The organism is Adhaeribacter pallidiroseus (assembly GCF_003340495.1).
Lineage (GTDB): Bacteria > Bacteroidota > Bacteroidia > Cytophagales > Hymenobacteraceae > Adhaeribacter > Adhaeribacter pallidiroseus.
On sequence record NZ_QASA01000001.1, the window covers coordinates 2,873,048 to 2,885,833 of the forward strand.

Genomic DNA, 12,786 nt, shown 5'->3' on the forward strand with positions numbered 1-12,786 from the left:
TTATAAAAATGTTTATTCTACAGGTTGTACCGGTTCCGGACCTGCTACCCATAAATCTACCATTTCGCCCACCCGAATCCGGGCTTCAGAACCAGCATTTGGCCGTTGTCGTAACACGGTGCCATCCGCTTCGCCGTTGGTTGCGGCCTGGTAAATAATACTACCTACCTGTAAATTCTGCCCCACCAAAAGCACGGTGGCTTCATCCACGGGCATCCCTACTACGCGGGGCACCTCAAACTCATCGTTTCCTAAGCCATTACCCACCACCAGATCAATTACCGCTCCTTTAGTAATGAGCGCCCCTGGAGCTATCTCTTTGCCCTGGTACAACTGTTTCAACACGGCATTTTGCTCTAAATCGGGTACAAAGCGCACTTCTCCCACCTGCAAATCGTAACTTTTTAAAATGGTTTGCACATTCTTCACCGCCAAACCGGTAAGCTTCGGCATTTTAATCTGCGGCGGCGTTTTCATGTTGTAGGAAATATAGATTTTCCGGTCTTCTTTAACTTTCGAGCCGGGAACCGGATCCTGGGTTAATACTTCAAACGGTTTCTTACTGGTGCTATAACTGGAGTCATTCACAAAATAACGCAGGTTATTGTCCGCCAGGTAATCTTCTAATTGATCCAGACGCATGCCGGTGATCTTAGGTACCGTAATGGTTTGCCCGTGGTTAGTAGTAGCGGGCAGATACACGAAAAAGAAAATAAAAAGCATTAGGGCCACAATCAGCACAATTAATATTAGATGCTTTAATACGCCTAATGGCGAGTTCACGCGAAATAGATTACTCATGTAAAAAATTTATTTTCTTAAAAATGAAGGCCAACCCAATATTATCTTACCGGAATTTACCTCTATCAAATGCCTTTTAAACCGCAGCAGTTTGTTTCTCGTTGCGTTCCATGCCATAGGTTAAAATCCGGTCGATAAAGTCGTAAGGCTTGTAGCCATTTAAAGCTGTTTGGTGGAAAATACACGTGGCCGGCGTCATGCCGGGCAACGAATTTACCTCGATGACAATGGTTTCTACTTCGGTATTTTCTTTGATGCGTACAAAAGCATCAATGCGGGCATAACCTTCGATATTCAAAACTTTGGCTACTTTTTTTAAATCGGCCTTTACCTTATCCGAAATTTTTTGCCGTTGCTGCGGATCGGGGGCGTAACGGGCGGGCGTTATATTCTGGCCTTCGCCGGCCAAAAACTTTTCTTCCAGCGATAATACTTCGCCTACCGCTAATGCTTCCGAGGCTTCGAACACTTCGTAAGCCACCTCGCCATTAGGTAAATAGCGGGTTAACAAACCACCGGTTACTTCCAGGAAGTGCGTTCCATCTTCTTTGGAAATTAAAGTCTCCACTAAAAACGCTTCTTTCTGCGGAAATTCTTCTTTAAACCCTAATGATAATACAGCGACCGGTTCCGTCATTAAATCTTCCGTTTCCCGGAAAATAAGCTTGGAAAAAGCCGCCAATTCCCGCCTATTTTTAATTTTTTTCACTGCTGACGAACAGCCATCATCGGCTGGTTTGGCAATAATCGGGTAGTTAAAAGCCTTTTCGATATTTTGGAAAAAAGCTTCTTTACTGGTGAGCCAATCTTTTTTGTATGCCATCAAATGGTCGGCCACTTTTATATTATTTTGCCGCAAAATCTCGTTGGTCTCATATTTATTAATCGTAATCCGCGACGATTGTATGCCCGAACCATTGTACGGAATGCGGTAATTTTCTAACTCGGCTTGCAAGGCGCCATCTTCACCCGGCCGGCCGTGCAGCGCAATAAACACCGCATCTACTAAATTTTTTAAATTTTCATAGGTAATCAGTTGCGGTTCGCGTACCATTTTACCGGCATATTTCTCGGTAATAAATCCCGCTTCTTCGCGAATTTGCTCTAATACCGGGTGATGTAAATGGCCCGCCTCAGCTTGCGCAATTTTTTCTTTAATGTCGTCGGCGTTATCTTTTAACATGATATTTATCGGCATCACGTATAAGCGGTGTTCCGCTGCGGAACCCGTCAGAAAAATAGGAATAGGTTGATATTTTACCGACGAAGCTAATTTCTCGTAAATATTGCGGCCGCTTTCCACGGAGATATGCCGCTCCGAAGAATAACCGCCCATAATTACCCCTACTCTTATTTTTTCCTGGTTAGCTGTTTTTTCGTTCTGAATAGCCGCATCTAACTGGTGCAATTGTTTTAGTAAATGCGCCGTATCTTTACCTGATTTTAACCTTTCTACCAGCGAGGTGCGGATGATATACGTTAAAAACTGCGACGGATTTAAACCAATCTCGGCCGCCTGGTGAAAGAAGAACGAGGAAGGCAACATGCCCGAAGTTGTATTCGGGTCGTTTAGGAAAACCTGGCCTTCTTCCGTAATAAAGCCATCCAGGCGGGCGTACACGTTAAAGCCGCAAGCCACAAACAAGCGGCTGCACTCCTGCCGGATGTGTTGAATTTGCTCGTGCGGTAGATTAATCGGCGTAATTTTACGGCTTAAGCCGGGCAAATATTTGCTGCGGTAATCAAATACTTCGCCTCCTTTAATAATTTCAGTGGGCGGCAAGGCCAAAGGGTTGCCATTCGGGTCCTGAATAACAATACACGAAAATTCCTTGCCCTGAATAAACGACTCCAGCAACACATAAGGCTCGCTTTCTATATTTGTGAGCGTAATGGCTTCGCGCGGATCGTTCCGAAAAACCCCGTTTAGTACTTCTAATAATTGCTCCGGATGATGAATGATTACGCCATTATCGCTACGCACCGGTAAACCAATGCCTTCCCGAATGTCGGTAAGTTGTTTAACCAGGCTTAACTTTTCTTCGGGTGAATAATTTTCCCAGGCTTCCCGGTAAATGGTTTTAGCGAAAAAGCTACGCGCCATGGCTTCTTCAAAAACCTTGAAGTCTGCTGTTTTAATAATGGATACGCCAATGGAAGAACCCTGGTGCGGCGCTTTCAGGACCAGCGGCAAACCTAAATCACGGGTAAGCTGCTCGAATAATATGGGTTGTTGGCTCGTATTGGCCCATTCGGCAGCGGGCACAATGCGGTACCGGGGCACCGCAAAACCATGCTGGTGCATGTAATCTTTTTGCAAAATTTTGTCGATGCCAATGGCCGAAGGTAAAATACCCGACCCGGAATACGGCATGCGGTACCACTCCAGCAATCCCTGAATGCTGCCGTCTTCGCCGTAAGGGCCATGCAAGGCCAGAAATGCAAAATCAAAATATGCCTTAAACTGGTGGGGCAGAATACGCTTACCTACCCGGTTGATTATACTGTCCTGCTCCGCTGTGCTCAACTCCCCCAACGATTCAATGTAAATCTGGAGTTGATGTACCGATTGTGGCAACGACTCAATGGGTGGATAAAAATCGCGGATAGTGCCTTTATAAATGTAATGCCAATCGAGCAAAATAAAATTACCCAAGCTATCCACAAAAACCGGTATGGCCTCGAACAGCGATTTATCTAAATTATCGTAAACCGTACGACCGCCGGCAAAGGAAATCTCCCGTTCGCGCGAAGGTCCGCCAAATATGATTCCTATTTTCATCTCTGCAAAGATATTCTAAAATGTGGAAATTGAAGAACCACCTTTTTTTAAAATTAAGCGACTACTACGCCTGTCTGATACTAAAATTACAACGCCGGTAGTTGGCAAATCGTTTATTTTACTTGCTTATGTAAAATTACCTGCCTGGCTTAGCAACTTTAGCAGTTGGGTACTTTGGTTTTTTCGGAGCTCTTTTCTTATTCCTAAATTCATTTAACTTTACCCGGCTAATTGGTTGCAGGTTGTAAGGTAGAGGTTGCAGGTAGATTCAAATTTAAAATGGCGCAGTTTTGTAAAGTTTTAAATATTAACCATTAATCTACTCAACCATTCAACTCTCTAACAGTATAACAGCCCAACAATCCAACTCCTAAACCATTTAACAATAACACCTTTGTCTATCGACCGGGGACTATCGACTATCGACTAAATAAAATAAACTATGAAAACAGTAGATGATTATAATTTTGCCGGCAAAAAAGCGCTGGTTCGGGTAGATTTTAACGTTCCATTGAACGAAGCATTTCAAATTACCGATGATACCCGCATCCGGGCGGCGGTACCTACCATTCAAAAGATTTTAAAAGACGGTGGCTCGGCTATTTTAATGTCGCACCTGGGCCGGCCCAAAGGCGGACCTTCCGACAAGTATTCGCTCCGTCACATTGTGGACGATCTGGCGAAAGCTTTTAACACAGAAGTAAAATTTGCTCCCGATTGTATTGGTGCGGAGGCTACTGAGCTCGCCCAGAATCTGCAACCCGGTGAAATTCTTCTGCTGGAAAACTTACGTTTTTACCCCGAAGAAGAAAAAGGGGACGCGGGTTTTGCCGAAAAACTAAGTAAACTGGGCGATGTGTACGTAAATGATGCCTTTGGAACGGCGCACCGGGCTCACGCCTCTACGGCTATTATTGCCCAATATTTTCCGGGGGAGGCCAAAATGACCGGCTACGTAATGCAGGCCGAGTTGGAAAACGCGAAGAAAGTGCTCGAAAACCCGGAACGGCCATTTACCGCTATTATGGGCGGCGCTAAAATCTCTGATAAAATTTTAATCATTGAGCGGCTGCTCGACAAAGTAGATAATCTGATTATTGGCGGTGGCATGAGTTATACCTTTGCCAAAGCCCAAGGCGGCACCGTTGGTGACTCATTATTAGAAGCTGATAAACTAGATTTAGTATTGAGCTTAATGGAGAAAGCCAAGGAAAAGGGTGTAAAGTTGTATTTACCTTCCGATACTATTATTGCCGACCAATTTGCCAATGATGCGCAATCCGACACGGTAAGCAGCGGTAGCATTCCGGATAGGTGGATGGGCCTGGATATTGGCCCCGAAACCCGAGCTACTTTTGGCGAAGTAGTCCGTAATTCCCGTACCATTCTATGGAACGGCCCCATGGGTGTTTTTGAAATGCCGAACTTTGCACAAGGCACTTCTTTCATTGCCGAAGCGGTTGTAGCCGCTACCCGCAACGGCGCTTTTTCGCTCATTGGCGGGGGTGATTCCGCAGCGGCCATTAACCAGGCCGGTTACGGGAACGATGTGTCGTATGTTTCTACCGGAGGTGGCGCGTTGTTGGAGTACATGGAAGGAAAAACCTTACCCGGCGTAGCTGCTTTAGAAGCGTAATTACCTGTATTTTTAAAAAAAACACCCCGGTTGCCAGCAACTGGGGTGTTTTTATTTTAGGAGGTTTACTTTTTCCTGGTTGAAAACAAGAACCTAATCCAGGCAGAAATTATCAGAAATTACATGGCTAGTTATAATACCTTTAATATTGACCGAATGATTCAGGATTTGGAGGAGCAAGTTGTTTTTGAAAACATCCACAACGGGGAAGTAACGATGGTTTTAACCGGATTACCCGCGTTTAAACAACAAGCCGAACAAGCAAAAACGTATTTTTCCGCCAGAACCCCAACGATCAAATCTGTCAAGCATTGGGGTGAGACAACCGAGGTGGAAATTGATTATAAGGCTAATTTAAGTCAGCATTTACCGAATGGATTGAAAAAAGGACAAGAATTGCTTTTAACCGGTAAAACTGCGTTTCAATTTTCGGGAAATAGGTTAATTAAAATAACCGATATTAGTTAACTTAAGCTGCAGCTGACTACCAGCCGTTTGTATTTTATAAAAGCCCAAGTATTAGTAAATGCCTAAATTAAAATAAATACCATGAAGTATTTCTTATTATCCTGGGTCTTCTTTTTAATAAAATTGGGATGCTGCCAAGCCCAAAGTGTAGATGGCATTACCCTGAAAGATTTAGATGTGGAATATGTAGAAATTGTGGGCAAAGACAAAGTTTTATCGAACCAACAAACAATAGGGTTAGATTACGGTCAGGTAAAATCTACTTCCAGCCTTAATCCTTATCGCGATACCAAAATTAAAGACGCCAATGGCAATGAAATTAAGTTTAAGTACATGATTGAAGCGCTAAACTTTATGACAAAAAATGGTTTTGAGTTTGTTCCGGCTTACACGTCTGTAGAAGAAGATAGAAGTATCTACCATTATTTATTGAAGAAGAAAAACTAAATAAGTAATGTGTAAACTGATAGGTAAGCATATATAAGTAAATGGACACAAGTAGTAAGACACAAGTATCAAGATAAAATAAAATACAATTATTTAAATATCAGTAATTTAACCTTGTATTTTTATTGTTGGAATGCATCTTTCAATTGGTCCTTTTACTTAATAGGCCCTTGTAGCTTTAAATTTAAAAAAAACAGGTTACATCAATCTGGAAAGCATTTCGGATAGGGTTTACCTACTCGGGTTAAGTATCCACGTATATGCTACTTATTCATTAAAAAAACTTCAACTAACGTCAAAAAGCCTATTATGTCCTTTCAAGCGTACATCGACAACATTAAGACAAAAACGGGTAAAAGTCCGGAAGATTTTAAAAAGCTAGCCGAAGAAAAAGGCTTTCTTCAAAACGGGCAACTGGTAAAATCAGCAAAAGCTACCGAAATCACCAACTGGTTGAAAGAAGATTTTGATTTGGGACACGGGCATGCGATGGCCATTTATGCTACTTTTAAAGGTAAAACCGAATAAGGTAACACAAAGTTTTTAGCAAAGTCTTAACCCGGAAGCGGCGGGTTTCCTGCGCTAAATAGTTATAAATACCTTATCTATACAGTAAGTGGGTTACGTCCGGATTGTTTAACACTTAAACCTATTTTTAAAAAATAATAACTAATCTACCGGAAAGAACCCGCAAACTCCTTAACATGAAGCAGCTCTTTTTACTTCTGGTAATATATACCTTGGTTTCCGGTAAATTGCAGGAAGATCTGAACCGAACCCGGTACTTTCCTAAAGTTGCGGTGTTGGTTAAAGCATTGCCCAAAAAAGAAAATACCTGGGTTTTTATTCTGGCCGGTCAATCCAATATGGCGGGTCGCGGGCAAGTAGAACCACAAGATACTGTTCCTGATTCCAGAATACTAACCATTAATAAACAGAATCAGGTAATTTTGGCGAAAGAGCCGCTGCACTTCTACGAACCTCCCTTAACCGGATTAGATTGTGGGCTAGCTTTTGGTAAAACCTTAATCAAGCAAGTTCCCGCTAACGTAACCATTTTGTTAGTGCCCACGGCCGTGGGGGGCAGTTCTATCAGCCAGTGGCTCGGCGATTCCACGCACCGCCAGGTTCCTTTACTAACTAACTTTAAAGAAAAAGTGGCCGCAGCGCAGAAGCTCGGTACCATTCAGGGAATTTTGTGGCACCAAGGCGAAAGCGACGCCAACGCCCCGGGCATTCCGCTTTACCAAAACCGATTAAACCAGCTGTTTACGCAACTAAGGATAATTACTCAAAACAAAAACTTACCGATAGTGGCGGGCGCGTTAGGTTCTTTCTCGCGGGATCCAAAGAACTGGCAAAAAATCAACGAGCAAATTTTAAATTACACCAAAAAAGATACATATTTTCGCGTGGTTCCTACCGCCGATTTACATCATAAAGGAGATAGCATCCACTTTGATTCTGAAGGACAAAGAGCACTGGGCGAAAGATTGGCGCAAGCCTACCTGAAATTTAAAAAAACAGGTTCGGCTAAATAGCTTTGCTTTGAACCAAATCTAAAAACACTAACCATCACCAAGTAGAAACTACCTATCGGTAAGCCAAAAAGAAGCGAAGTCAGTTTAAATCAATTAGAAAAACAAAAAATAATTGCCTTGGAAAACAGCAACCATGAGGTGGAAACCAAATTAAACAATACCTGCTTAGAGAATTTGTGCCAAGAGTATTTATAAAGCTTTATACCGTATTCCCTAAAATTTTACCTAATCTAGATATCCGTTATGCGCCTTAATTTTTTAAATTTTTGTATTTGTTTGTGCTGCTTTGTTGTACTTACCCAACCATCATTCGCGCAAGCCGTCCATTCTACTACTCCTCACAAAGTGGGTAGTTATTTTACTTCTTTTGATGGCACCCAGATATATTACGAAGTACAAGGAGAAGGACAACCGGTTATTTTGTTACACGGTTTCCGGAATACTCTGGAAAACTGGAAAACCAAGCTTTTGTACCAGGATCTGATAAAAAACAATTTTAAAGTAGTGGTCTTGGATTTACGCGGCAATGGTAAATCGGATAAACCCCCAACCGTAGCGGGTTACGAAAAGGATGCAGAAGCCCGTGATGTTATGGGTTTAGCGACAGCCTTAAAATTTAAAAATTACCAGGTAGCGGGTTACTCCCGGGGCGCTATTATTACGGCCAAACTATTAACGCTGGATAAACGAATTAGTGCCGCCGTGCTGGGTGGTATGGGCGAAGCATTTACCAACCCGAACTGGCCCCGTCGGTTAGCCTTTGTGCATGCTTTAAGCGGCAAAGAAACTAGCCCGGATTTGGAAGAATTTAAAAAATCGGCCCGGGAGCAAGGCCTCGATCTGCAAACATTACTTTTTCAGCAACAAGCGCAGCCCAGCACTTCCCCAGCAGAGTTAGCTCAATTGCAAATTCCCGTGCTGGTAATTGCCGGTCAGGAAGATAACGATAACGGGTCGGCGGAAAAGTTAGGTAAATTATTTAAAACCGCCACCGTAAAGCGTGTACCGGGCGTGCATAACAACGCTTGGCAAAATGAGCAATTTGCCCAGGCGGTTTTAACTTTTTTGCAGCAAAATAAATAAGCGACGTACCTCAAGCATCTTCCCAAAAGGAACCATTACTAATATAAAGTAAATACGCCAGTGAAGTATTAAACTTACCAGAGTTATCAATAATGTAAAGACTTCTATTATAGGAGCACCAGCAAATAAAAAAGTAAAAAGCCAGCATGTAGCTGGCTTTTTACTTATCAATAGCTATTTATTTTTTAAAATCGTGTGCCCCAATTTGTCGCGTTTGGTGGCAAGGTAGCGTTGGTTGTGCTGGTTAGGTTCTATTTCGATGGGAACGTTCTCCACTACTTCTAAACCGTAACCAATTAAACCGGTGCGCTTCTTCGGGTTGTTGGTAATTAAACGCATTTTGGTAACGCCTAAATCGCGCAGGATCTGGGCCCCCACGCCGTAATCGCGCTCGTCCATGGCAAAACCTAATTCCAAGTTAGCCTCTACGGTATCCCGGCCTTGCTCCTGCAATTTGTACGCGCGTAGTTTATTCAGCAAGCCAATGCCCCGGCCTTCCTGGTTCATGTACACAATTACCCCCTGGCCGGCCTTTTCAATTATTTGCATGGCTTTGTGCAACTGCGGACCGCAATCGCAACGGCAAGAACCAAATATATCACCGGTTACGCACGACGAATGCACCCGAACCAGCACGGGCTCATCTTCAGCCCAGGTGCCTTTTACCAAAGCCAGGTGTTGAGCACCGTTGCTGCGTTGCGTAAAGGCGTACAAGTCAAATTTGCCGTATTCGGTAGGCATTTCTACGGCAATCTCCCGGGTAATCAGGCTTTCCTGTTTCAGGCGATATTTAATTAAATCTTTTATCGAGATAAGTTTTAAATTAAACCGCAAAGCTACTTTTTCTAAATCCGGGAGGCGGGCCATGGAGCCATCTTCATTCATGATTTCTACCAAAACTCCGGCAGGCTCAAAACCGGCTAAACGGGCCAAATCTACGGCCGCTTCGGTATGGCCGGCTCGCCGGATCACGCCCTCCTGCTTAGCCCGCAGCGGGAAAATATGCCCCGGTTTTCCTAAGGATTCCGGATCGGTTTTCGGGTCTACCAGGGCCAGAATGGTTTTGGCCCGGTCACTGGCGGAGATACCGGTGGTACAGCCATGGCCAATTAAATCAACCGAAACAGTAAAAGGAGTGGCGTGCAGCGCCGTGTTGCGCCCTACCATGAGTTGTAAGCCTAACGCATCGCACCGTTCTTCGGTGAGCGGTACACATATCAGGCCCCGGCCGTGGGTAGCCATAAAGTTCACAATTTCGGGGGTAATCGCGCGGGCGGCGCAGATAAAATCGCCTTCGTTTTCGCGGTCTTCATCGTCCACTACAATCACGATTTTACCTGCTTTTATATCCGCAACAGCTTCTTCAATGGTATGAAACATAGTTGAGTCCTCGTTAATAATCCGGAAATGCTCCGTATTATAAGAACAAAGTTACTCAAGAATGTTCTACGTTTTCGTATTCCGGATCAAATACTTGTTCCAGAGGGGCTACGGCTTTGCTCCAGGAATAATTTTCGTGCACAAAGTCCAAGGCTCTTTTGGTTAGCTGCTCTTTTAACGCTGGGTTAGATAGTAAGGTGCCAATGTGCCGGGCAAACTCTGCCGGAGTATTGGCAACCAGCAAATGGCAGTTGTTGGCGGCTCCCACCCCATTATTTACCAGTTGGGTGGTTACACAGGGCACTTTCATGGCCATGGCTTCCAGAACTTTGTTTTGTACGCCCGAACCAATAAACAAAGGCGCAGCAAACACGTGGGCGCTGGAATACGCTTCCCGGATATCGGGCATCCAGCCGCTCACGGTTACGTGCGCCGATTCCAGGGTTTGTACCTGGTAACTGGGATTAGCACCGGCCAATAAAATTTTAATTGCCGGAAATTGCTCTTTCACCAAGGGCAGTACTTTTTTAACCAGAAAAATTGCGGCCTCAATGTTGGGCGCATAGTTCATGTTGCCCGTAAAAACAACATCGTACTGTTTAGGTAAATCAAGCGGATGAAAATAGCTGGTTTGAATGCCGTTGGGCACAATGGTAATATCTTTATGGCGCGAATGGGCAATAAAATCCCGGTCCTGGCGCGAGATAATGGTTTTGTAGCGAAAATCCGGGAATACCGCCGCTTCGTACTTTTTTAAGCGCAAGGCTTCCAGGGCAAAAACCGGTTTTAAATAAAAAGGGGCAATTTCGGAACGGCGCTGCATGCCTTTCGAAAAAGCATCCATGTAATCCAATGTTTTCGGAATATTTTTGATGTGCCGCACGTATTCAGCCATTCGAATAAGCTGGCAATAAATATGATCAGGCTGGTGCTCGGCAATTAGTTGATTAATCTGTTTTTGCGCTTTGGCATCGTAAAAGTAATTTACCTGGATCGGCTTTTTGTTTTGGAAGGCGCCCGCCAGGTTCCGGAAAATACTGGCTTTAGGTCGGGGAAATAAGTACACCTGCCGGCAGTATTTCTGCAATTCTAAAGTTGCTTCTTCCAGCAAATCGGTTTCTTCGGCTAGGGCAAATAAAGTAATCTCGTGTTTTTCCGATAGTTTCTGTAGTTGATAGAAAGCCCGCAACTTATCTCCTTTATCCAGAAGGTAAGGTACACGCGATAACAACATCAGTATTTTCATTAATCAGTTTTGTGCTTAGTTAAATTGCATTTAATTAGGTCACTACAACTAGTTATCCTAACGAACATTATTGTAATCGGTTACCCATGCTATTGCAAATAGAACAAAATAGAGTTTAGAACTAAAACGCTGTTAGTAAAAGTTAATTGCTTTAAAGAGCCCGCCTGATTATATATAAAGGCCAATATAAAGAATTTTTTTTAAATTATGGTTGATTTTATAGTACTATATAGAGTCATGTACTTTTCTATAACTAATTTGTTATCGTATTCTTCCTGAATTAAGCTAGCCGCATGGTGCGCAATTTGCAGCACGGGCAACTTACCGGTTAAGTATTGGTGTAACATTTTCTGCCATTCGGTCGCTGTTTCGGCCATTAAAATATTTTTCCCGGGTGTAACCTGAATCCCTTCTGCGCCTACCGGAGTCGTTAAAATGCATTTTCCTAAACCCATGCCTTCTACAATTTTTACGCGCATGCCGCCGCCCGATAGTAGGGGTACCAGCATGAGTTCGTACTGCTGCATAAAAGCCGCCGCGTCGGGTACAAAGCCGTGTACCGTAACGCGGGGTATTTTTAAATTTAATAAGGATTCTGGGGGCGAAGAACCAGCAATGTGTAACTCTACTTCCGGATGTTTTTGGCTAATGTATGGCCAGACATTTTGCAGAAACCAGTTAATACCTTCCTGGTTAGGCAACCAGTTCAGGGAGCCAATAATAAACAAAGTTTGTGGCTGCGATGGTGTTGCTTTTATTTCAGAAAGCCGGCTTAGTTCTATGCCGGCCGGAATAACCTCTACGCGGGTGGCAATGCCCAGCTCCTGAATTCGCTTTTTATCATCGGGGGTAATGGCGGCGATAACATTAAATTGATTAAAATAAACTTGCTCAAAGGTGCGAACTTCCCGGGCCGTGTACCGCAGATAGATTTTTTTTAAAAAATTCTTTTCGTGGCGGGCTAAACGCTGCCAAATGGTGTATTCAACGTTGTGCGCGCGTAATACCACCGGGGCTTTAGAATATTGCCGGATAATAGGTACATACCAAGCCATCTGGCTCCCTTCTACCTGAATTACATCAAAAGTTTCGGTTTGCAATAAATGGATTAACCTAGTGGTATACGCCGGTGACACAAACCGTTCGAAAATGTAAGGAATGGAGGTAAACAAATTAAAAAAAGCCTTTACCACCGAAAGGTTAGTGTTTACAAAAACAGTTATTAAGCGAGCCCGGTCCTGGAGTACATAATCCGGTTGAAAATGCTTAGGGGTATTAATTGCCAAAACAGTAACCTCAATACCTTTGGCGTGTAAATTATTGATAACATCATAAATCAGGATGGCCCCGCCATCGTGCGGCGGAAAAGGCACCCGGTTGCAAAGGTGAAGGGTTTTCAAGG

General features: G+C 43.6%; 11 protein-coding genes. 6 read left to right on the forward strand and 5 right to left on the reverse strand.

Features of this window, described 5'->3' with window-relative positions; all coding sequences use genetic code 11:
* Positions 1–12 precede the first annotated feature (12 nt).
* A complete protein-coding gene (locus AHMF7616_RS11430; protein WP_115373001.1) occupies positions 13–801 on the reverse strand; it encodes a PASTA domain-containing protein in 789 nt (262 codons plus the stop codon).
* Between the two features lie 76 nt (positions 802–877).
* Positions 878–3,583 carry a D-alanine--D-alanine ligase gene (locus AHMF7616_RS11435; RefSeq protein ID WP_115373002.1) on the reverse strand — a complete coding sequence of 902 codons (2,706 nt, stop codon included), beginning with the start codon at positions 3,581–3,583 and terminating at the stop codon, positions 878–880.
* 442 nt (positions 3,584–4,025) lie between these two features.
* On the opposite strand from AHMF7616_RS11435, the gene AHMF7616_RS11445 reads away from it, so the two are divergent.
* The 6 genes from AHMF7616_RS11445 to AHMF7616_RS11470 all read left to right on the forward strand — a co-directional run bounded on the left by AHMF7616_RS11445 (position 4,026) and on the right by AHMF7616_RS11470 (position 8,758).
* On the forward strand, positions 4,026–5,219 hold the full coding sequence (locus tag AHMF7616_RS11445; RefSeq protein WP_115373004.1) for a phosphoglycerate kinase: 1,194 nt from the start codon (positions 4,026–4,028) through the stop codon (positions 5,217–5,219).
* 123 nt (positions 5,220–5,342) lie between these two features.
* Positions 5,343–5,687 (forward strand): nuclear transport factor 2 family protein, encoded by a 345-nt coding sequence (locus AHMF7616_RS11450; protein WP_115373005.1) that lies wholly within the window; start codon positions 5,343–5,345, stop codon positions 5,685–5,687.
* 81 nt (positions 5,688–5,768) lie between these two features.
* Positions 5,769–6,134, forward strand: coding sequence for a hypothetical protein (locus AHMF7616_RS11455; RefSeq protein WP_147275666.1), 366 nt, complete (start codon positions 5,769–5,771; stop codon positions 6,132–6,134).
* Between the two features lie 309 nt (positions 6,135–6,443).
* Entirely contained in the window at positions 6,444–6,662 is a 219-nt protein-coding gene (locus tag AHMF7616_RS11460; RefSeq protein WP_115373007.1) for a DUF4287 domain-containing protein, read from the forward strand.
* 176 nt (positions 6,663–6,838) lie between these two features.
* The gene (locus AHMF7616_RS11465) at positions 6,839–7,675 is read left to right on the forward strand and encodes a sialate O-acetylesterase (protein ID WP_115373008.1); all 837 of its coding nucleotides are present in this window, start codon (positions 6,839–6,841) and stop codon (positions 7,673–7,675) included.
* A gap of 243 nt (positions 7,676–7,918) precedes the next feature.
* The gene (locus tag AHMF7616_RS11470; protein WP_115373009.1) at positions 7,919–8,758 is read left to right on the forward strand and encodes an alpha/beta fold hydrolase; all 840 of its coding nucleotides are present in this window, start codon (positions 7,919–7,921) and stop codon (positions 8,756–8,758) included.
* A 174-nt stretch (positions 8,759–8,932) separates the two neighbouring features.
* Here AHMF7616_RS11470 and AHMF7616_RS11475 read toward each other — a convergent pair whose 3' ends face one another.
* The 3 genes from AHMF7616_RS11475 to AHMF7616_RS11485 all read right to left on the reverse strand — a co-directional run bounded on the left by AHMF7616_RS11475 (position 8,933) and on the right by AHMF7616_RS11485 (position 12,784).
* Positions 8,933–10,138: a bifunctional 3,4-dihydroxy-2-butanone-4-phosphate synthase/GTP cyclohydrolase II gene (locus tag AHMF7616_RS11475; RefSeq protein WP_115373010.1), complete on the reverse strand. Its 1,206-nt coding sequence runs from the start codon at positions 10,136–10,138 to the stop codon at positions 8,933–8,935.
* Between the two features lie 55 nt (positions 10,139–10,193).
* Complete coding sequence (locus tag AHMF7616_RS11480) at positions 10,194–11,384, reverse strand: glycosyltransferase (protein ID WP_115373011.1); 1,191 nt, start codon at positions 11,382–11,384, stop codon at positions 10,194–10,196.
* Positions 11,385–11,584: 200 nt separating this feature from the next.
* Complete coding sequence (locus AHMF7616_RS11485) at positions 11,585–12,784, reverse strand: glycosyltransferase family 4 protein (protein ID WP_115373012.1); 1,200 nt, start codon at positions 12,782–12,784, stop codon at positions 11,585–11,587.
* Between the last annotated feature and the right edge of the window lie 2 nt (positions 12,785–12,786).

Coding starts and splice junctions, on each gene's coding strand:
- AHMF7616_RS11480 (WP_115373011.1), bottom strand. CDS start 11,384: ATGAAAATACTGATGTTGTTATCGCGTGTACCTTACCTTCTGGATAAA.
- AHMF7616_RS11465 (WP_115373008.1), top strand. CDS start 6,839: ATGAAGCAGCTCTTTTTACTTCTGGTAATATATACCTTGGTTTCCGGT.
- AHMF7616_RS11445 (WP_115373004.1), top strand. CDS start 4,026: ATGAAAACAGTAGATGATTATAATTTTGCCGGCAAAAAAGCGCTGGTT.
- AHMF7616_RS11470 (WP_115373009.1), top strand. CDS start 7,919: ATGCGCCTTAATTTTTTAAATTTTTGTATTTGTTTGTGCTGCTTTGTT.
- AHMF7616_RS11475 (WP_115373010.1), bottom strand. CDS start 10,138: ATGTTTCATACCATTGAAGAAGCTGTTGCGGATATAAAAGCAGGTAAA.
- AHMF7616_RS11435 (WP_115373002.1), bottom strand. CDS start 3,583: ATGAAAATAGGAATCATATTTGGCGGACCTTCGCGCGAACGGGAGATT.
- AHMF7616_RS11450 (WP_115373005.1), top strand. CDS start 5,343: ATGGCTAGTTATAATACCTTTAATATTGACCGAATGATTCAGGATTTG.
- AHMF7616_RS11430 (WP_115373001.1), bottom strand. CDS start 801: ATGAGTAATCTATTTCGCGTGAACTCGCCATTAGGCGTATTAAAGCAT.
- AHMF7616_RS11455 (WP_147275666.1), top strand. CDS start 5,769: ATGAAGTATTTCTTATTATCCTGGGTCTTCTTTTTAATAAAATTGGGA.
- AHMF7616_RS11460 (WP_115373007.1), top strand. CDS start 6,444: ATGTCCTTTCAAGCGTACATCGACAACATTAAGACAAAAACGGGTAAA.